This is a genomic window from Streptomyces maremycinicus (genome assembly GCF_001184025.1).
Classification (GTDB): Bacteria; Actinomycetota; Actinomycetes; order Streptomycetales; family Streptomycetaceae; genus Streptomyces; species Streptomyces maremycinicus.
In genome coordinates this window covers 238,044-257,608 of record NZ_BBYG01000021.1, presented here as the reverse complement: position 1 = coordinate 257,608, position 19,565 = coordinate 238,044, and the positions used below count along the sequence as shown (strand labels likewise).

Genomic DNA, 19,565 nt, shown 5'->3' with positions numbered 1-19,565 from the left:
TTGATCCGATTCCCTGTCGGGGGGATTGTCTTGGGCTTTGGGCTTTCACCTGTCGGCCTTTCGACATTCACTACGTTAGCCGATTCCCTCCGCAACTCATAATCGAGTTCCGCGCGGTGGGAATTCGGGCATGCGGACATGCCGAATTCGCTCCCGCTGAGGGGCGTCGTAGGTAGTGGGTTGGCCGCTTCCGACTGCCGGCGAATGCCAGACCCGGTCAAGCGGCTCGGGCTACATTACGCGTCGGCCGACAGCGAGTCAACTTCGGCGGCGCCTCGGGACATGGGCCCGGTACGGGCTGACCGTCGGGTCGTCGGCGACCCAGTACCGCCAGGGATGGACCGCTCCGTCGCCGGACACTCCGGTGCGCGGGCCGCTGCGTACCTGGTCGGAGCCGACCGGGGTGCCGGTCAGCATCCGCAGGGGGGTGTCCCCCGTGGCGCAGGCGTCCGTGCCGTCGAGGGCTCGGTCCACGTCCAGGGCGGTGGCCAGGCGGGCGGGGCCTTTGGCCAGTTCCATGTCGTTTCGGGCCGAGAGTCGACGTTTGCGGGCCCACTCGGCGCCCTCGACGATCTCCCCGGCGCGGAGCAGTACGGCACTGGCCACGCCGTCCGGACCGCAGACCAGGTTCATGCAGTGCCACATGCCGTAGGTGAAGTAGACGTACACATGTCCGGGCGGACCGAACATCACGCCGTTGCGGGCCGTCGGGCCGCGATAGGCGTGGGACCCGGGATCGTTCGGACCGTCGTAGGCCTCGACCTCCGTGATGCGCAGGGTGATCGGACCGTCGGGGGTCGTGCGGACGAGGAGACGGCCGAGCAGATCCTGGGCCACCTCCAGGACAGGGCGGTCGAAGAAGGTCCTGGGCAGGGGCGTACGGTCGGGGGTCGCGATCATGCCCTCCGAGCGTAGTGCAGACGTCCGGGTGCGTCGGGGTGGTCAGCGGGCGTCCGTCTTGCCAGGGTGTGGGGCACGGAACCGGCCGCGCCGGGATCGCGTATGTAGGGGTCGAGGGATCCCGTAACAAGATGGTCGTAGAGGGAGAGACATGGCGTTCAAGAAGCTGCTCGCGAGTCTGGGGGCCGGTGGGGCTTCGGTCGAGACGGTGCTGACCGAGGTCAACGTCGTTCCGGGCGGTGTCGTGCAGGGTGAGGTGCGGATCCAGGGCGGGTCCGTCAACCAGCAGATCGAGGGGCTCTCGGTCGGGCTTCAGGCCAAGGTCGAGGTCGAGAACGGCGACCAGGAGTACAAGCAGGACATCGAGTTCACGAAGCTGCGGCTCGGGGGTGCCTTCGAGCTCCAGGCCGGTGCCGTGCACGCGGTGCCGTTCGGGCTCGAGATCCCGTGGGAGACGCCGGTCACGACGATCGACGGTCAGACGCTGCGTGGCATGAACATCGGTGTGACCACCGAGCTGGAGATCGCCCGCGCGGTGGACTCCGGTGACCTGGACCCGATCAACGTGCACCCGCTGCCGGCGCAGAAGGCGATCCTGGACGCGTTCCTCCAGCTGGGCTTCCGCTTCAAGAACGCGGACCTGGAGCGCGGGCACATCCGCGGTACGCGGCAGAAGCTGCCGTTCTACCAGGAGATCGAGTTCTTCCCGCCGTCGCAGTACCGGGGTCTGAACCAGGTCGAGCTGAGCTTCGTGGCCGACGAGCACACCATGGACGTCGTGCTGGAGATGGACAAGAAGCCGGGGCTGTTCAGCGAGGGCAGCGACACCTTCCGCTCGTTCCAGGTGGGTCTGCACGACTACCAGGGGACCGACTGGGCGGCGTACCTCAACCAGTGGCTGTCCGAGGTCGGCAGCAAGCGCAACTGGTTCTGACGCACGAGGAGGGCCCGGAGTGCCGTACGGCGTTCCGGGCCCTCCGTGCGTCCGCGCGTCCGTGCGGCGGGCGGAGGTCGTAGGCTCCGAAGGGAGTGCCCTGCCGATCTATCAGGAGGTGTCGAAGTGACCGAACCGAAGAGGCGGCCGCTGCCCCACGATTTCCATCCGCCGGTTCCGTCGTTCACGGTCACGAGCGAGGATGTCGAGGAGGGGGCGACCCTCGAGGACGCCCAGGTCCACGCCGCGGGGAACACCTCGCCCCAGCTGCGGTGGGAGGGCTTCCCGGCCGGGACCAAGAGTTTCGCCGTGACCTGCTACGACCCGGATGCTCCGACGGGCAGCGGATTCTGGCACTGGGTCCTGTTCGACATCCCGGCCTCGGTGACCGAGCTGCCGGCGGGTGCGGGCGGCGGCAAGTTCGAGGGGCTGCCCGAGGGCGCCGTCCACGCGCGCAACGACTACGGCGGCAAGGAGTTCGGCGGGGCCGCGCCGCCGCCGGGGGACGGGCCGCACCGGTACGTCTTCACCGTGTACGCGGTGGACCAGGAGAAGCTCGGTCCGGACGCCGACGCCTCGCCCGCCGTCGTGGGATTCAATCTGCGGTTCCACACGATCGGCCGCGCTCAGCTGGTCGGTGAGTACGAGGTCCCCGCGGAGTGATGAGTCGGCTCATCGTTCATTGAACGTTTGCCCGCCTCTGGTCTTGGAAGTGATCAGAGGCGGGCATTTTTGTTGCCGGGGGTCGCGGGGGTCACCTCCCGTGGAGCAGCAGATATTGCGTTGTCCATCTCGGCGTGCCCGGCCAGAGTTGATCCCAGCCCGCCAGGGGGTGGGCCGGTGCACACAGGAGGTGGGCTGGTATGCGGGACACGCTGGTACTGAACGCGAGCTTCGAGCCGCTGTCGACGGTGACGTTGAACCGAGCCGTCGTTCTGGTGCTTCAGGACAAGGCCGTCGTCGAGCAGGCCCACCCCGAACTGCGGATGCGCGGAGCCGAGGTCGACATACCGGCGCCGCGGGTGATCAGGCTGTGCAGATACGTACGGGTGCCGTTCCGAAGACAAGCTCCGTGGTCGCGGCGGGGTGTGCTGATAAGGGACCGGCACCGGTGCGCGTACTGCGGTCGCCGGGCGACGACCGTGGACCACGTGGTGCCGCGGGCGCAGGGGGGTCAGGACGGGTGGCTGAACACCGTCGCCTCGTGCGCGGAGGACAATCACCGCAAGGCCGACCGGACTCCCGAGCAGGCGGAGATGCCGTTGCTGCGGCAGCCGTTCGAGCCGACGCCTGCGGACGCGATGCTCCTGGCCCTGGGGCAGGATGACCTGGCCGCGCTGCCGGAGTGGCTGACCATGGACGCGGCATAGCCCGTGTCCGGGATGTGACCGGGGCCCACCTTCGCTCGGAAGGTGGGCCCCGGTCGTGTGTCCGCGGGTCAGTCGATCGACGGCTTCTCGCGGCGTTCCGTGCCGCCGCCATTGCCGTTGCCGGAGTTTCCGCCGCCCGAATTGCCGCCGAAGTTACCGAAGTTGCCCATGGCGCCGGACAACCCCTTGAGGGCGTCGCCGATTTCGCTGGGGACGATCCAGAGCTTGTTCGCGTCGCCTTCGGCGATCTTCGGGAGCATCTGGAGGTACTGGTAGGAGAGGAGCTTCTGGTCCGGGTCACCGGCGTGGATGGCCTCGAAGACCGTCCGCACGGCCTGGGCCTCGCCCTCGGCGCGCAGGGCGGCCGCCTTGGCCTCACCCTCGGCGCGCAGGATCTGGGACTGCTTCTCGCCCTCGGCCGTGAGGATGGCGGCCTGGCGCGTGCCCTCGGCGGTGAGGATCGCGGCGCGCTTGTCACGGTCGGCGCGCATCTGCTTCTCCATCGAGTCCTGGATGGAGGTCGGCGGCTCGATGGCCTTCAGTTCCACGCGGTTGACGCGGATGCCCCACTTGCCGGTCGCCTCGTCGAGGACTCCGCGCAGCGCCGCGTTGATCTCCTCGCGGGAGGTCAGGGTCCGCTCGAGGTCCATGCCGCCGATGATGTTGCGGAGCGTGGTGACGGTGAGCTGCTCGATCGCCTGGATGTAGCTGGCGACTTCGTAGGTCGCGGCGCGGGCGTCGGTCACCTGGTAGTAGATGACGGTGTCGATGTTCACGACCAGGTTGTCCTGGGTGATCACCGGCTGCGGAGGGAACGGCACGACCTGTTCGCGCAGGTCGATGCGGTTGCGGATGGTGTCTATGAACGGGACGACGATGTTGAGGCCCGCGTTGAGTGTCCTCGTGTAGCGGCCGAACCGCTCCACGATGGCGGCACTCGCCTGCGGGATGACCTGGATCGTCTTGATCAGGGCGATGAAGACCAACACCACCAGAATGACCAGGACGATGATGACCGGTTCCATCGCGGCTCCCCGTACCTTTCTCCGCCTCGGCGCTTTCGGAAGATCTTATGCCTGTTGAAGATCTTGCTGGACGAGTGTGACAGACCGTCGTACGGCTCGTGAGGTGTTCTGTTCACTTACGTCGTGCGGGAGTTGCGCGGGATCAGATGACGATCGCCGTGGCCCCCTCGATGTCCACGACGTCGACCTCCTGCCCCACGTCGTAGGCGCGGTCGGTGTCGAGGGCGCGTGCCGACCAGATCTCTCCGGCGAGTTTGATGCGGCCGCCCGAGCCGTCGACGCGCTCCAGCACGACGGCCTGCTTGCCCTTCAAGGCGTCGATGCCGGTGGCGAGTTGGGGACGCTGTCTGGCGTGCCGGGTCGCGATCGGGCGTACGACGGCGATCAGCGCGACGGAGACGACGATGAAGACGAGTACCTGGGCGACGGCTCCGAAGCCGAGGCCCGACACCACGGCGGCGGCCACCGCGCCGACCGCGAGCATGCCGAACTCCGGCATGGCGGTCACCACGAGCGGGATACCGAGCGCCGCCGCGCCGACGAGCCACCACACCCAAGCGTCGATGTCGTTCACACCGTCATGGTAGGGCCGGGCGTCCTGCCGGGGACAGGGCGCACAGGGAGCGGTCAGGACATCGGAAGGCCCTGTGCCGTCCAGCGGTCGCCGACCTGTTCCACGACGAGCGGGAGGCCGAAGCAGAGGGAGAGGTTGCGGGAGGTGAGCTCCAGCTCGACCGGGCCCGCGGCGAGCACCTTGCCCTGGCGGATCATGAGGACGTGGGTGAAGCCGGGGGCGATCTCCTCGACGTGGTGGGTCACCATGATCATCGAGGGCGCGATGGGGTCGCGTGCGAGGCGGCCGAGGCGGCGTACGAGGTCCTCGCGGCCGCCGAGGTCGAGGCCGGCGGCGGGCTCGTCGAGGAGCAGCAGCTCGGGGTCGGTCATCAGGGCGCGGGCGATGAGGGTGCGCTTGCGCTCGCCCTCGGAGAGCGTGCCGAACCTGCGGTCCAGGTACTCGCTCATGCCGAGGCGGTCGAGGAAGGCGCGGGCGCGCTGCTCGTCGATGTCCTCGTACTCCTCCTGCCAGCCGGCGGTCATGCCGTAGGCGGCGGTCAGCACGGTCTGGAGGACGGTCTGGCGCTTGGGCAGCTTGTCGGCGAGGGCGATGCCGGCCATGCCGACGCGGGGGCGCAGCTCGAAGACGTCGGTCCCGGGGCTGCCCAGGGTCTCGCCGAGGATGGAGACGGTGCCGGAGCTGGGGAAGAGGTAGGTGGAGGCGATGTTGAGGAGGGTCGTCTTGCCGGCCCCGTTGGGACCGAGGATGACCCAGCGCTCGCCCTCCTTGACCGACCAGGAGACCTGGTCCACCAGAGCCCGGCCCTCACGGACCACGGATACGTCCTGAAGCTCCAGAACATCGCTCATGAGCGCGTTGTCTCCCCTTGCAGTGTGGCCGGTCGGTTGTCGCGGGCGCCGGTGGCTCGGACGGCCGCACATGGGTGGGCGCGGCCTCTCCGGGAAAATCTACGCCACCGGCCGGGCGGCCCGTTCCATCGGTCCGGTCCTTAGGGTGGGGGCATGCTCTCGGAACCGCGCTCTGGTCGCCTCGCCGCTTGGGGAAATGCCCTGTTGGCCGGAATTGTCTCGCCGGACGACGCCGTCGTCGCCATCGTCGGCGAGGACGCCGTGCACCGGGTGGAGGGGCTGCCCGGGGAGCCGGCGCCCGTCGGGCTCACGCTCGCGCTGGGACGGCTGCGGGCGCTCGGGGTGAGCGGGCTGCGGGTGGCGCTGCCCGCGCCGGGGCATCCGCTGGGGCTGAGCGGACCGCCGGAGTTCAACACGCGGGCGCTGGAGGCGGAGGAGGCCGTGGTCTGTCACGGCGCCGGGTACGGGCTGGTGCCGGAGGTGTACGAGGCCGGGCCCGACGGTGATCTGCATGTCGAGGTCGTGTGGCACTGTCTGCCGGTGCGGGAGGCCCCGCCGGCCGATGTGCCGTCGCTGGGCGAGGCGGAGCGGGAGCTGGCGGAGGCCCTGCGGGACGCCACTGCGGTGCTGGCGCGGCTGGACCTGGCGGGTTCGGGGCCGGTGGCGGAGGCGGCGATCGACGCGTACCGGGCCCGGGCCGAGCGGGGGCGGGAGGTCCTGGCGCCGGGGTATCCGCCCCGGGCGGTGCGGGTGCTGGAGCTGGCGCAGCGGGTGGGGCTGCTGGTGTACCTCGCCCATGAGAACGGGCCCGGGGGCGCGGTCAGTTCCGCGGAGATGGCGGTGCGGGCGGAGGCCTTGCGGCCGGTCGAGCGGACGGCACGGCGGGCTCAGGTCGCCGCGTACAACTCCGTTGTGGAGGAGCGGGAGCGGGGGGTGCGGTGAGCGTCGCCGCCCGTGTGTGCCGGGTGGCCCGTGTTGTGGTCCGGTTGGCCCGGCCGGTGTGAGCCTCTGGGGGGTGTGTCCCCAGGCCCCCCTACGGCCCTGAGGGGGCCTTGCCCTCAAGCGCGGGACGGGCTGGTCTCTGCACGCGGAGGGGCCCACATGTCGTCCGTGACGCGTGGGCCCCTCTGTGCTGCGGCTACGAGATCAGTCGTTGATGCAGGTGTTGCCGAACGCCGGGTTCAGCACGCCGACCACGTTGATCGTGTTGCCGCAGAGGTTGATCGGGACGTGGACCGGCACCTGGACGACGTTGCCCGAGATGACGCCCGGCGACTTCACGGCCGCGCCCTCGGCACCGGCGTCGGCGACGGCGGCACCGGCCGAGGCGCCCGCGGCGATCCCCGCGACGGTGAGGGCCACGGCAGCCTTCTTGGCAATGTTCATGAGAAGTGTTCCTCCTGCGTTTGCGTGTCGACCCGGCCGCGGGTCGTGCGCTGCCCAACGCGGGACCGTCCGGCGACGATGCGGGGCCCACGGGGAAGACAGCTCGTTCGGATCATTGGAGCGACAAGATCATTGAAGCGACAAACAGACCGGCCTCCCCCGGTGGGGGCCGGGGGAGGCCGGAGGTCACCGCGGATGCGGGCGGGACCTCGGTGGTCGAGACGACCTCAGTGGTTGAGGCCCAGGTTGCCGAAGGCCGGGTTCAGCACACCGATGACGTTGACGCTGTTGCCGACCACGTTGACCGGGACGTGCACCGGGGCCTGGACGAGGTTGCCCGAGACGACGCCCGGCGAGCCCTTGGCCTCGCCGAGAGCGGTGGCGCCGTCGGCGGCGGAGGCCATGCCGGCACCCGCGGCCATCAGCCCGCCGGCCACCATCGTCACGGCCGCTGCCTTCTTCAGGTTCTTCACTTCTGACCCCTCCTAGCGATTGCCGCGGCAATCGCCGCGGCACGCACTGGAGAACGGCGGAGCGCCCGGAAGGATGCGCCATCCGGGGGACATTCCCACGACGGTATGAATCTCGGACTTGATTCACGGACCGGAAGCCGACCTTCTGCTTCATCTCTCCGCAGCGGACGGGCCGGGTCTCAGCGGGTCACGCCGTGGCGTACGGCCCACAGCGCGGCCTGCGTGCGGTCCGCGAGGTCGAGCTTCATCAGGATGTTCGAGACGTGTGTCTTGACGGTCTTCTCGGAGAGGACCAGGGCGCGGGCGATCTCACGGTTGGAGCGGCCGTCCGCTATCAGGCCGAGCACCTCCCGCTCCCGTTCGGTGAGCGCCCCGCCCCTGCCCTGGCCCGAGCTGCCCTCGTCCTGGGAGAGGAGCGCGCCGGCCACCTCCGGCTGGAGCAGGATGTGGCCGGCGTGGACCGAGCGGATGGCGCCGGCCAGGGCGTCGGGGTCCACGTCCTTGTAGACGTACCCGGCGGCGCCCGCGCGCAGGGCCGGGACCACCGTGCGCTGCTCGGTGAAGCTGGTGACGATCAGCACGCGCGCGGGGTTGGCCAGGTCGCGGAGCCTGCGGAGGGCCTCGACGCCGTCCATGCCGGGCATCTTGACGTCCATCAGGACGACGTCGGGCTTCAGCTCCTCGGCGAGGGCGACGCCTTCGGCGCCGTCGGCGGCCTCGCCGACGACCTGGATGTCGTCCTGCACCTCCAGGAAGGTGCGCAGGCCCCGGCGGACGACCTGGTGGTCGTCGACGAGCAGCACCTTGATTGCGTCAGCCACCGGGAGTCTCCATCTCGATCGTGGTGCCCTTGCCGGGCGCCGATTCCACCGTGAGCGTGCCACCGACGCCGCTCGCGCGGTCCCGCATCGACACCAGTCCGAGGTGACGGCCGGCCCGGCGGACCGTCGTCGGGTCGAAGCCGCAGCCGTTGTCCGAGACGCGCAGGACCGTGCCGGGGCCGCGCCTGCCGAGGGTCACCTCGACGTGCCGCGCTCCGGAGTGGCGCAGCGCGTTGTGCAGCGCCTCCTGGGCGACCCGCAGCAGGGCCTCCTCCTGCGCGGCGGGCAGCGCGCGGACGCCCTGGCCGGTGAAGGTCACGCGGGCGGTGTGGGCACGGTCGAGGACCTGGATGTGGGTGCGGAGGGTGGCGACGAGGCCGTCCTCGTCGAGGGCTGCGGGGCGCAGCTCCACCACGGCGGCGCGCAGTTCGTCCGCGGCTTCGGCGGCGAGCGCGGCGACCTGCTGGAGTTCGCCCTTGGCGCGGGCGGGGTCGCGGTCGACGAGGGCGGTGGCGGCCTGGGCCGTCAGGCGCAGGGAGAACAGCTTCTGGCTGACCGCGTCGTGCAGTTCGTGGGCCAGCCGGGAGCGCTCCTCGGCGATCGTCAGTTCCCGGCTGCGCTCGTACAGGCGGGCGTTGGTGAGGGCGATCGCGGCGTGCTGGGCGAGGATCGAGAGCAGTTCCTCGTCGTCCTCGGTGAAGCCGCAGCCGCCGTGGGGCCTGGCGCAGTTCTTGTTGGCCAGGAAGAGGGCGCCGAGCACCTCGTCGCCGTCGCGGACGGGCAGGCCCAGGAAGTCGGACATCTCGGGGTGGGCGGACGGCCAGCCCTCGAAGCGGGGGTCCTCGCGGACGTCGGCGAGGCGCTCGGGCCGGGCCTCCTGGAGCATCGCGGCCAGGATGCCGTGCTGGCGGGGCAGCGGGCCGATGGCCTTCCACTGCTCCTCGCTGACGCCGTCGACGACGAACTGGGCGAAGCCGCCGTGGTCGTCGGGGACGCCGAGGGCGGCGTACTGCGCGTCCAGCAGTTCGCGGGCGGAGGCGACGATCGTCTTGAGGACGTCACGGACCTCGAGGTGCCTGCTCATGGCCAGCAGCGCGGAACTCACCGCGGCGAGGCCGGACCGGGGGCCTTGACTCATGTCCTCACGGTACCGGCGGGGTGTGACAGCGCGGATCGGACCTGTGACGGCCACGGGGTGGTGCCAAGGACCTAGGCCGGAGGTCCCGGGCAGGGCGGCCTAGGGCGAGCGGACGGGGTGCGCGGGCGTACGTCGAAGGGACCCTTCGGCTTGCGTCCCGCGTCCGAGGCGGCGGCGGGGGGCCGGTTCCTACGTTGGGATCACCGCCCGACGGAGGCGGTCGGACGAGGGGACGGTTGTCATGCCGGTTGCGATCATCACGGGTGCGTCGAAGGGGCTGGGGCGGGCGCTGGCCGAGGCGCTGGCCGCGCGCGGCTGGGATCTGGTGCTCGACGCCAGGAACGCGGAGGTGCTGAAGGAGACGGCGGCGGCCGTGGCGGCGCGCGGGAGCCGGGTCGAGGCCCTCGCGGGGGACGTCACGGAGGGGGCGCACCGGGCCGCGCTGGTGGCGGCCGCGTGGCGGCTCGGGGGCTGCGACCTGCTGGTGAGCAACGCGAGCGCGCTGGGCGCCGAGCCGCTGGTACGGCTGGCAGAGCTGCCGCTGGACGGACTGCGGCGGGCGCTGGAGGTGAACGCCGTGGCGGCGCTGGGGCTGGTCCAGGAGGCGCTGCCGCTGCTGCACGCGGCGGCAGCGGGCGCGGTGATCACCGTCAGCTCGGACGCGGCGGCCGAGGCGTACGAGACGTGGGGCGGTTACGGGGCGTCCAAGGCGGCTCTGGACCATCTCGCGGCGGTGCTCGGCGCGGAGGAGCCGGGGCTGCGGGTGTGGGCGGTGGACCCCGGGGACATGGCGACGGACCTGTACGCGGCGGCCGTGCCGGACGACGACGGTCCGCGGCCGGATCCGGCGGATGTGGCGCCGGCCTTCCTGCGGCTGCTGGACGAGCGCCCGGCGAGCGGGCGGTACGCGGCCCCGGACCTGCTGGAGGGACGGCGATGACGCTGGCCGTGCAGCGGGTTCCGGAGGAGCTGTCGGCGCGGGTGCCGGCCGAGCAGCGCCGGCCGGGCGGGGCCCGGGACGACGTCCGGCTGCTGGTGTCACGGGGGACGGAGGTGACGCATCACGTGTTCCGGGAGCTGCCGGGTCTGCTGCGGGCCGGGGACCTGCTGGTGGTGAACACCTCGCCGACGCTGGCGGCGGCCGTGGACGGGCGGGTGGGGCACGCGCGCGTGGTGGTGCACTTCTCCACGCGCGGTGACGACGGACGGTGGGGCGTCGAGCTGCGGGACCCGGACGGGAAGGGCACCACCCGCGCGCGTGCGGGCGGCCCCGCGGGGACGCAGGTGCGGCTGGCCGGGGGTGTGCGGCTGGCGCTGGAGGAGCCGCTGAGCCCGGCGAGCGGGCGGCTGTGGTGGGCCCGGGTGTCCCCCGCCGGGGCGGTCCCCGGTCTGCTGCGGGAGCACGGGCGGCCCATCCGTTACGCGTACACGGAGCGGGATCAGCCGCTGTCCGTCTACCAGACGGTGTTCGCGCTGCCGTCGGCGGACGGGGCGGGCAGCGCGGAGATGCCGAGCGCGGCGCGGCCCTTCACCGCGGGGGTGGTGGCGGAGCTGGTGAGCCGGGGGGTGCAGTTCGCGCCGGTCACCCTGCACACCGGGGTCGCCTCGGCGGAGGCGCACGAGCCGCCGTACCCGGAGCGGTTCGCGGTGCCAGAGGCGTCGGCGCGGCTGATCAACGCGGCGCGGGCCGGGAACGGACGGGTGATCGCGGTCGGGACGACGGCCGTGCGGGCCGTGGAGTCGGCCGCGGGGGCGGACGGGGTCGTACGCGCGCGCGGGGGATGGACGGATCTCGTGGTCACCCCCGCGCGCGGGGTGCGGGTGGTGGACGGGCTGCTGACCGGGCTGCACGAGCCGGAGGCCTCGCATCTGCTGATGCTGGAGGCGGTGGCGGGGCGGGCCGCGATCAGCCGCGGGTACGACGAGGCGCTGGCCGGGGGCTACCTGTGGCACGAGTTCGGGGACGTGCACCTCGTCCTGCCGGAGGAGGACGCTGACGCAGAGCATTGCTCGGGCAACCGGCAGTGAGAAAGATGTGGGGCCCGTGTGAGCCCGCACATAGGGCGCGGATCACGTACTACGGTCAATAGGAGTCAAAGGGGACGCGGTGATCGGGGCAGATGGTTCTATCTGTCCCGATTTGCCCTTCCCTGATCCACTATCGGGGATCGTACGTCACACCTTTGCCTGCCCGTTTTGCGGCCGCTAACAATGGCTCACGTCGCTCAGCGCCGCGGGTTCTCCCCCGGCGAACGCTCGTGCCGAGAGCACCCGCTGTCCGCCGTCGGACGAAGAGCGACCTCCGCGCTATTCGAAGAGGTCCTTCCGCATGCCCAAGAACACTCGCAAGATCGCGATCGCCGGTGCCGCCACGATCGGTGCCGCCGCCCTCGCCTTCTCCGTGGTGCCGGCCGACGCGCAGACGACCACGACGGACGCCGTCTCCTCGGCCCGGGTCGCCTACAGCTCGGCGCAGGTGCAGGACGTCAAGGCCAGCGTGACCGACCAGCTGGCCGCGACGAGTGTGAAGGTCGACGCCATCGAGGCCAAGAAGAAGGCCGCCGCGGCCGCCGCGGCGAAGAAGAAGGCAGCCGCCGAGGCAGCCGCGAAGGCCGCGGCGAAGAAGAAGGCGGCGGCCGCGGCCGCCGCCAAGAAGAAGGCCGCCGCCGCGCGCGCGGCCAAGGAGGCCGCGAGCCGTTCCGCCCAGCGCGTCGCGGTGAAGAAGGCCGCCACCAAGAGCTACGCCAACAACCTCGACGGCTGGATCAAGCACTCCCTGGACATCATGAAGGCCAAGGGCATCCCGGGCTCCTACAGCGGTCTGCACCGCAACATCATGCGGGAGTCCTCCGGCAACCCGAAGGCGATCAACGACTGGGACATCAACGCCATCAACGGCATCCCGTCCAAGGGCCTGCTCCAGGTGATCCCGCCGACCTTCGCCGCCTACCACGTGGCCGGAACGTCCTGGAACATCTACGACCCGGTCGCCAACATCACCGCCGCGGCGAACTACGCGGCCGACAAGTACGGCACGATCGACAACGTCGACAGCGCGTACTGAGCGACCCCCGCACGCCCGATGGGCGGCTCCCCCGGTACCGGGGGAGCCGCCCATCGGCGTACCGCGGCGGTGCCTACTTGCGCATGACCTCGGGCTCGTGGCGGCGCAGGAAGCGGGCCACGAAGAAGCCGCAGATCACACCGAGGACGATCAGCGCGACCATGTCCAGGCCCCAGGCGCCGACGGTGTGCTCCCACAGCGGGTCGGTCTCGCCGCCGTCCTTGGGCGGGCTGATCTTGTTGAAGTCCAGCGTGGCGCCCGCGGCGGCGACCGCCCAGCGCGAGGGCATCAGGTACGAGAACTCGTTGACGCCGACCGCTCCGTTCAGGGTAAACAGGCAGCCCGTGAACACGACCTGGATGATCGCGAACATCACCAGCAGCGGCATGGTCTTCTCGGCCGTCTTCACCAGCGACGAGATGACCAGGCCGAACATCATCGAGGTGAAGCCCAGCGCCATGATCGGGATGGACAGCTCGAACATGGTGGCGCTGCCGAGGACCAGGCCCTCCGCCGGGATCTCCCGGCTCGCGAAGCCGATCACGCCGACCAGCAGGCCCTGGAGCACGGTGACCACGCCCAGTACGAACACCTTGGACATCAGGTACGCGGAGCGGGACAGGCCGGTGGCGCGTTCCCGCTCGTAGATGACCCGTTCCTTGATCAGCTCACGGACCGAGTTGGCCGCGCCCGCGAAGCAGGCGCCGACCGCGAGGATCAGCAGGACGGTGGTGGCCGTGCCGTTCGGGATGATCCGGCCGGTCTTCGGGTTGACCGGGTTGGGCAGCAGACTGTTCCCGGAGTCGATCAGCAGGCTCACCGCGCCGAGCACGGCCGGCAGGATCACCGTCAGGGCCAGGAAGCCCTTGTCGGAGGCGATCACCGAGACATAGCGGCGCACCAGCGTGACGAACTGGGACATCCAGCCCTGCGGCTTCGGCGGCTTCATCGCCTGCATCGGCGGCATCTGTACGGACTGCGGCGCGATGGCGTCGATGTCCGCGGCGTACATCTGGTAGTGCTGCGAGCCCTTCCAGCGGCCCGCCCAGTCGTAGTCGCGGTAGTTCTCGAAGGCGGAGAAGACGTCGGCCCAGCTGTCGTAGCCGAAGAAGTTCAGCGCCTCCTCGGGCGGGCCGAAGTAGGCGACGGCACCGCCCGGCGCCATCACGAGCAGCTTGTCGCAGATGGCGAGTTCGGCCACCGAGTGGGTCACGACCAGGACGGTGCGGCCGTCGTCGGCGAGGCCGCGCAGCAGCTGCATGACATCGCGGTCCATGCCCGGGTCGAGTCCGGAGGTCGGCTCGTCCAGGAAGATCAGCGACGGCTTGGTGAGGAGCTCCAGGGCCACCGAGACGCGCTTGCGCTGGCCGCCGGAGAGAGAGGTGATCTTCTTCTCCTTGTGGATGTCGAGCTTCAGCTCGCGCAGCACCTCGTCGATACGGGCGTCGCGCTCGGCGCCCGTGGTGTCGGCGGGGAAGCGGAGCTTGGCCGCGTACTTCAGGGCGCGCTTGACGGTCAGTTCCTTGTGCAGGATGTCGTCCTGCGGGACCAGACCGATGCGCTGACGCAGTTCGGCGAACTGCTTGTACAGGTTGCGGTTGTCGTAGAGGACGTCGCCCTGGTTGGCCGGGCGGTAACCCGTCAGTGCCTTGAGCAGGGTCGACTTGCCGGAACCGGACGGTCCGATGACCGCGATCAGGGACTTCTCCGGGACACCGAAGGAGACGTCCTTGAGGATCTGCTTGCCGCCGTCGACGGTGACCGTCAGGTGGCGGGCCGAGAAGGAGACCTCACCGGTGTCGACGAACTCCTCGAGCCGGTCGCCGACGATCCGGAACGTGGAGTGGCCGACGCCGACGATGTCGGTGGGCCCCAGCTGGACCGAGCCGCCCTTGGGGATCGGCTGGCCGTTGACGTAGGTGCCGTTGTGCGAGCCGAGGTCGCGGATCTCCATCCGGCCGTCGGGCGTCGAGTGGAACTCGGCGTGGTTCCGCGACACCTGGAGGTCGGAGACGACCAGTTCGTTCTCCAGGGCACGGCCGATGCGCATCACGCGGCCGAGCGAGAACTGGTGGAACGTGGTCGGGCTGCGGTCGCCGTAGACCGGCGGCGCCCCCGCGCCTCCGCCGGGCACCTGCTGTACGTACGGCTCGCTCGGCCCCTGCTGCTGCGGGACGTGCGGCGGCCCCTGCGGCGGCTGCCATCCGGCCTGCGGCGCCTGCTGCGGCGGGGCCTGCTGGGCCCAGCCCGGGTTCGCGGCCTGCGCGGCGTACGGCTGCTGGGGCTGCGCGACGGGCGCCTGCGCTCCCGAGAGGTTCAGGCGCGGCCCGTCGGTCGCGTTGCCCAGGTGCAGCACCGAGCCCGGGCCGATCTCCAGCTGATGGATCCGCTGTCCCTGCGCGAAGGTGCCGTTGGTGCTCCCGTGGTCCTCGACGACCCAACTGCGCCCGTTGAAGCTGACCGTGGCGTGACGCCAGGAGACCCTGGCGTCGTCGAGGACGATGTCGCCCTGCGGATCACGTCCGAGGGTGTATGGCCTGGACGGATCGAGCGTCCAGGTGCGTCCGTTCAATTCCAGTACGAGTTCCGGCACTCCAGCCCCACTGAGTTGTCCCCCGAGTTAGCCCCATCAACGGGGAGTCTAGGGATGTCGAACATCGGGGGGAACTATTTCAGTAGCGGCCCCCTGACCGAAAGTCGGGCCTTGTGAAGAGCGTGCGCGAGCGTATCGGCCGTTCCCGTTGACGGGGTTGAAACCGGCCCGGAGAGTGGTAAAGGCACGCGAGGGGGACGGAAGAGGGCGATCTTCGCCGCTGCGCGCCGCGGATCGGGGGGTCTGCACATGAGTGCCGGTACGGGTGTCGGAGGCAGTGGGAGCGAGGCGCGCGACAGGGGCGTGCCGTGGATCGACGTACTGCTGGCCGCCGTCGCGGCGGTGAGCTGGGCCTTGATCGGGATGGCGGGGACGGCGGCGCTGGGGCTGCATCTCCTGGAGGCGGACTCCGCCGGCTCGTTGGGCCCGATGACCGCCGCGGTGGTGGCCCTGGCCGCCGGCGGTTCGGTGACTCCGTCGGGCGATGTGTCCGCTTTCGGGCTCACGGGCGCGGAGGCGGCCACCGCCATCGAGATCACGCCACTGGGGGTGAGCCTGGTGGGCGCGCTGCTGCTGTCGTGGTTCTTCCTGAGGTCCCTGCGGGCGGCCGGAGTTGTGGTCGCCCCGGCCGAACTCCTCGCCCGCGTCGGGACGGTGGTCGCGCTGTACGTGGCGATGCTCGGCGGACTGGTCTGGGCGGGGCACGATGTCATCACGCTCGACGGGGGCGCGCTGGGACTGGACGACCTGCCCGGCGGAGGCGGCGGGGGCGGAGGCGGGGGCGGTCCGGAGATCCCGGGGCTCGGGGACATCGGCGGGCTGCTGCCCGACCGGCTCGGCGACCTCGTCGACGCGAAGGCCGCGGTCGGGTTCACCGTCGACACGGCGCCGACACTGCTCGGCGGCCTCGGCTGGTCCCTCGGCATCCTGCTGATCGCGCTGCTGGCCTCGCGCCGTACGCCGCTGCCGGCCGGCTGGGAGGCGGTGCACCGGGTGGTGCGGCCGGCGGTGTCCGCCGTGGTGACCGTGCTGCTGGTGGCCGTGGCGGCCGGGTTCGCCGCGGCGGCCTACGCGGCGATCGGCGACGACCATCCCCGGCGGATCGCGGGCGCGGCGCTGCTCGGGGCGCCGAACGGGGTCTGGCTGGGGATCCCGATCGGTCTGTTCGTCCCCTGGGACGGGCGGGCGACGGGCGCGCTGACCGGCGTCCTGCCGGACCCGCTGGACGATCTGCTGGGCGCCGGCACCGAACGGCCGGTGACGCTGGGCCGCCTCGCGGAGCTGGACGGACGGGTGTGGCTGCTGGGTGTGGCGGCGGCGCTGATGATGCTGCTGGCGGGGGTGCTGGCGGCGGTGCGGACGCCGGTGCCGCCGGCGGTGCGGACGCGGGTGCGGTCGACGGGCTTCCCGCCTGCGGCGAAGGCCGGGTCGGGCGCGGCGGCGGAGGCGGGGTCCTGGAGCCGGGACGGGCGCGGAGACGGGAGCCTTGACGGGAGCGGGGCCGGGATCCCGGACGGCCGCGGGGCCGGACTCGGGACCAGGAGCGGGGCCGGGAGCCCGGACGGCCGCGGGGCCGGGGGCTGGGCCGGTGCGGTCGGGTTCGCCGGGCGTTGTGCCGTGCGGCTGGGAGTGGCGACCGCCGTGGCGCTGCCGTTGCTCGCCTGGCTGACGGACGTGTCCGTGGACGCCTCGCTGTCCGTGCTGGGGTTCGACGCCTTCGGGGCCGGGATCGACCTGCACGGGCGTCTCGGGGCGGCGCTGCTGCTGGGTGCCGTGTGGGGCGCGGGGGCGGGGGCCGCCGGCGCGCTGCTGGCGTGGGCGACGGGCGCGGCGGGGCGGTGGGCCGCGCCCCTGGCACGCAGTGACCCGGGCGGCGGCGCGGGCCCCGGCGCGGGCCATGGGCGCTCGGGGTATCCGGGCGACCGCTCGGGGCCCTACGCGCCGGGTGCGCCGTCGTACCGGCCGCCGAATCCGGCGACCAATCCCTACCTGCGGGTTCCGGAGGAGTTGCGGGACGCTGGCCCGGAGCGGGCTCGGCCCGGACCTGACGGGCGGGACGGGCGGGACGGGCGGGTCGGGCGGGACGGGCCGAGCATGAGGGACGGACGCGACAGGGGTGACAAGGGCGGGCGGTCGAGGCCGTACGAGAGTTCGCGGCCGACCGAGCCCCCCTCGGGCGACGCCGGGCCGCCCGCCGGGCCGCCGGGGGCGGACGACGTCTACGGTGCCCCGACGGTCATCCGGCCGATGGGGCCCTCTCCGCGCTCACCGCGCCGGCCCGCCGGCCCAAGGCCCGGTGAGCGGCCACGACCCGGCCCCGAGGAGGGCCCGCCGCCTCCGCCACCACCCCCTCCCGCGCCTCCGAGGGGCCCCAGGACGCCCGGCGGCCCGCGTTGAGGGCCCGCGGGTCCGCGCGGGCCCTCAACGCGCTGGGCACGCCCGCAGCCGACCGTTGAGGAACTCGCCGTCTCGCCGCCATCCACTGTTCCCCGTCCGTCAGGCGGACCTCGGCGGCGCGCGGCACGGGGTGCCGGATACGGTGGGTACACCATGAGCGCTTTGCAGACTTCGTCCTCTGACGTTCCCACCCTCCTTGTCAAGATCTTCGGCAAGGACAGGCCGGGCATCACGGCCGGCCTCTTCGACACCCTCGCCGCCTTCTCCGTCGACGTGGTCGACATCGAGCAGGTCGTCACCCGAGGCCGGATGGTGCTGTGCGCGCTCGTGACCGAGCCGCCGACCGGCCATGAGGGGGAACTGCGGTCGACGGTCCACAGCTGGGCCGAGTCGATGAAGATGCAGGCCGAGATCATCTCCGGCATCGGTGACAACCGGCCGCGCGGCCTGGGCCGGTCGCTGGTCACGGTGCTCGGGCATCCCCTCACCGCGCAGGCCACGGCGGCGGTGGCCGCGAAGATCACCAAGGCCGGCGGGAACATCGACCGTATCTTCCGGCTCGCCAAGTACCCCGTCACCGCCGTCGAGTTCGCCGTCTCCGGTGTGGAGACCGCGCTCCTGCGCACCGCCCTGGTCACGGACGCGGCGGCGCTGGGCGTGGACGTCGCGGTGGTGGACGCGGGCCTGTACCGGCGGGCCCAGCGGCTCGTCGTCATGGATGTCGACTCGACCCTGATCCAGGACGAGGTGATCGAGCTCTTCGCCGCGCACGCCGGCTGCGAGGCCGAGGTCGCCGAGGTGACGGCGGCCGCGATGCGTGGTGAGCTCGACTTCGAGCAGTCCCTGCACGCCCGCGTGGCGCTGCTGGCGGGACTGGACGCCTCGGTCGTGGACAAGGTGCGCGCCGAGGTCAGGCTGACGCCGGGCGCGCGCACCCTGATCCGGACGCTGAAGCGGCTCGGCTACCAGGTCGGCGTCGTCTCCGGCGGCTTCACCCAGGTCACGGACGATCTCCAGGAGCGGCTGGGGCTGGACTTCGCGCAGGCCAACACGCTCGAGATCGTCGACGGCAGGCTGACGGGCCGGGTCACCGGCGAGATCGTGGACCGGGCGGGCAAGGCGCGGCTGCTGCGCCGGTTCGCCGCCGAGGCGGGCGTGCCGCTCTCCCAGACCGTGGCGATCGGTGACGGCGCCAACGACCTCGACATGCTGAACGCGGCCGGACTCGGGGTGGCCTTCAACGCCAAGCCGGTGGTGCGCGAGGCGGCGCACACGGCGGTGAACGTGCCGTTCCTGGACACCGTCCTGTATCTGCTCGGCATCACCCGTGAAGAGGTCGAGGCCGCGGAGACGCACGACGAGCAGTAGTCGCGGCCACGCGGAGCGTGGCGAGGAGACGGGGTACCGGCGCGCTCGGCTTCCCCGCCGGACGCAGAGGGCCCGGCACCGCACGGTGCCGGGCCCTCGCGCGTGCCGGGTGGGTCACTCGGAGGGCGCCCAGTAGTCGAGCAGCGTGGCCACGCCCGGTTCCAGGGACTTCCAGGAGCCGTCGAAGGAGACGACGGCGAAGGCGGCGGCCGGGAATCCCCGGCGGCGCATCCGCTCGCCGGCGTCGCCGTCGCTCCGGCCGGAGAGGATGTCGGCGAGGCCCTGGATGCCCGGGTTGTGGCCGATCAGGACGACGTCGCGCACGTCGTCGGGGGTCTCGTTGAGCAAGGCGATCAGCTCGCCCGGGGAGGCCTCGTAGATCCGCTCCTCGTAGACGGTTTTCGGCCGCTGCGGGAACTCGTGGACCGCGAGTTTCCACGTCTCCCGGGTGCGGACCGCGGTGGAGCAGATGGCCAGGTCGACCGGGATACCGCTGTCCACCAGTCTGCGTCCGGCGACGGCGGCGTCCTTGCGGCCCCGCTCAGCGAGCGGACGCTCATGGTCGGTCACCTGCGGCCAGTCGGCTTTCGCATGGCGGAAGAGGACGATCCTGCGGGGTTCTGCGACGCTCATGAGTCCCAGCTTCGCATGAAACAGGCCATGGGGCGCAG

General features: G+C 71.6%; 19 protein-coding genes. 9 read left to right on the top strand and 10 right to left on the bottom strand.

Annotation, left to right across the window (positions count from 1 at the left end; genetic code table 11):
- Positions 1-258: 258 nt before the first annotated feature.
- Positions 259-900 (bottom strand): DNA-3-methyladenine glycosylase, encoded by a 642-nt coding sequence (locus tag AOQ37_RS33070; RefSeq protein ID WP_062649936.1) that lies wholly within the window; start codon positions 898-900, stop codon positions 259-261.
- A 151-nt stretch (positions 901-1,051) separates the two neighbouring features.
- On the opposite strand from AOQ37_RS33070, the gene AOQ37_RS33065 reads away from it, so the two are divergent.
- The 3 genes from AOQ37_RS33065 (at position 1,052) to AOQ37_RS33055 (ending at position 3,204) form a co-directional block, all read left to right on the top strand.
- On the top strand, positions 1,052-1,834 hold the full coding sequence (locus AOQ37_RS33065; RefSeq protein WP_062649934.1) for a sporulation protein: 783 nt from the start codon (positions 1,052-1,054) through the stop codon (positions 1,832-1,834).
- 126 nt (positions 1,835-1,960) lie between these two features.
- Positions 1,961-2,497 carry a YbhB/YbcL family Raf kinase inhibitor-like protein gene (locus tag AOQ37_RS33060; protein WP_062649933.1) on the top strand — a complete coding sequence of 179 codons (537 nt, stop codon included), beginning with the start codon at positions 1,961-1,963 and terminating at the stop codon, positions 2,495-2,497.
- A gap of 200 nt (positions 2,498-2,697) precedes the next feature.
- Positions 2,698-3,204 (top strand): HNH endonuclease, encoded by a 507-nt coding sequence (locus AOQ37_RS33055; protein ID WP_062649931.1) that lies wholly within the window; start codon positions 2,698-2,700, stop codon positions 3,202-3,204.
- A gap of 68 nt (positions 3,205-3,272) precedes the next feature.
- Here AOQ37_RS33055 and AOQ37_RS33050 read toward each other — a convergent pair whose 3' ends face one another.
- The 3 genes from AOQ37_RS33050 to AOQ37_RS33040 all read right to left on the bottom strand — a co-directional run bounded on the left by AOQ37_RS33050 (position 3,273) and on the right by AOQ37_RS33040 (position 5,654).
- The gene (locus AOQ37_RS33050) at positions 3,273-4,229 is read right to left on the bottom strand and encodes an SPFH domain-containing protein (RefSeq protein ID WP_062649929.1); all 957 of its coding nucleotides are present in this window, start codon (positions 4,227-4,229) and stop codon (positions 3,273-3,275) included.
- Positions 4,230-4,371: 142 nt separating this feature from the next.
- Positions 4,372-4,803 (bottom strand): NfeD family protein, encoded by a 432-nt coding sequence (locus AOQ37_RS33045; protein WP_062649927.1) that lies wholly within the window; start codon positions 4,801-4,803, stop codon positions 4,372-4,374.
- A 53-nt stretch (positions 4,804-4,856) separates the two neighbouring features.
- Positions 4,857-5,654, bottom strand: coding sequence for an ABC transporter ATP-binding protein (locus AOQ37_RS33040; protein WP_062649925.1), 798 nt, complete (start codon positions 5,652-5,654; stop codon positions 4,857-4,859).
- A gap of 153 nt (positions 5,655-5,807) precedes the next feature.
- Here AOQ37_RS33040 and AOQ37_RS33035 point away from each other — a divergent pair, with 153 nt between their 5' ends.
- Positions 5,808-6,596 carry an Rv1486c family protein gene (locus AOQ37_RS33035; protein ID WP_062649923.1) on the top strand — a complete coding sequence of 263 codons (789 nt, stop codon included), beginning with the start codon at positions 5,808-5,810 and terminating at the stop codon, positions 6,594-6,596.
- A 204-nt stretch (positions 6,597-6,800) separates the two neighbouring features.
- Here the strand turns inward: AOQ37_RS33035 and AOQ37_RS33030 are convergent, their stop codons facing one another.
- The 4 genes from AOQ37_RS33030 to AOQ37_RS33015 form a co-directional block, all read right to left on the bottom strand.
- Entirely contained in the window at positions 6,801-7,040 is a 240-nt protein-coding gene (locus tag AOQ37_RS33030) for a chaplin (RefSeq protein ID WP_020130385.1), read from the bottom strand.
- Positions 7,041-7,267: 227 nt separating this feature from the next.
- Positions 7,268-7,513 (bottom strand): chaplin ChpE, encoded by a 246-nt coding sequence (gene chpE / locus AOQ37_RS33025; protein ID WP_020130386.1) that lies wholly within the window; start codon positions 7,511-7,513, stop codon positions 7,268-7,270.
- Positions 7,514-7,692: 179 nt separating this feature from the next.
- On the bottom strand, positions 7,693-8,334 hold the full coding sequence (locus AOQ37_RS33020) for a response regulator (RefSeq protein WP_062649921.1): 642 nt from the start codon (positions 8,332-8,334) through the stop codon (positions 7,693-7,695).
- Positions 8,327-9,472: a GAF domain-containing sensor histidine kinase gene (locus tag AOQ37_RS33015; RefSeq protein WP_062649918.1), complete on the bottom strand. Its 1,146-nt coding sequence runs from the start codon at positions 9,470-9,472 to the stop codon at positions 8,327-8,329. Before AOQ37_RS33015 ends, AOQ37_RS33020 begins: the two co-directional genes overlap by 8 nt.
- A gap of 241 nt (positions 9,473-9,713) precedes the next feature.
- Between AOQ37_RS33015 and AOQ37_RS33010 the strand changes: the two genes are divergently transcribed.
- From AOQ37_RS33010 to AOQ37_RS33000, 3 genes are all read left to right on the top strand, one after another.
- Positions 9,714-10,412: an SDR family NAD(P)-dependent oxidoreductase gene (locus tag AOQ37_RS33010; protein WP_062649916.1), complete on the top strand. Its 699-nt coding sequence runs from the start codon at positions 9,714-9,716 to the stop codon at positions 10,410-10,412.
- A complete protein-coding gene (locus AOQ37_RS33005) occupies positions 10,409-11,500 on the top strand; it encodes an S-adenosylmethionine:tRNA ribosyltransferase-isomerase (protein ID WP_062649913.1) in 1,092 nt (363 codons plus the stop codon). Before AOQ37_RS33010 ends, AOQ37_RS33005 begins: the two co-directional genes overlap by 4 nt.
- 301 nt (positions 11,501-11,801) lie before the next feature.
- Positions 11,802-12,536, top strand: coding sequence for a transglycosylase SLT domain-containing protein (locus AOQ37_RS33000; RefSeq protein WP_062649911.1), 735 nt, complete (start codon positions 11,802-11,804; stop codon positions 12,534-12,536).
- Positions 12,537-12,609: 73 nt separating this feature from the next.
- Here AOQ37_RS33000 and AOQ37_RS32995 read toward each other — a convergent pair whose 3' ends face one another.
- The gene (locus AOQ37_RS32995; protein ID WP_062649909.1) at positions 12,610-15,129 is read right to left on the bottom strand and encodes an ABC transporter ATP-binding protein/permease; all 2,520 of its coding nucleotides are present in this window, start codon (positions 15,127-15,129) and stop codon (positions 12,610-12,612) included.
- 249 nt (positions 15,130-15,378) lie between these two features.
- On the opposite strand from AOQ37_RS32995, the gene AOQ37_RS32990 reads away from it, so the two are divergent.
- On the top strand, positions 15,379-17,526 hold the full coding sequence (locus tag AOQ37_RS32990) for a streptophobe family protein (protein ID WP_062649907.1): 2,148 nt from the start codon (positions 15,379-15,381) through the stop codon (positions 17,524-17,526).
- A gap of 153 nt (positions 17,527-17,679) precedes the next feature.
- Entirely contained in the window at positions 17,680-18,894 is a 1,215-nt protein-coding gene (gene serB, locus AOQ37_RS32985) for a phosphoserine phosphatase SerB (RefSeq protein ID WP_062649905.1), read from the top strand.
- 114 nt (positions 18,895-19,008) lie between these two features.
- Here serB and AOQ37_RS32980 read toward each other — a convergent pair whose 3' ends face one another.
- Positions 19,009-19,527 carry a SixA phosphatase family protein gene (locus tag AOQ37_RS32980; protein WP_062649903.1) on the bottom strand — a complete coding sequence of 173 codons (519 nt, stop codon included), beginning with the start codon at positions 19,525-19,527 and terminating at the stop codon, positions 19,009-19,011.
- Positions 19,528-19,565 lie beyond the last annotated feature (38 nt).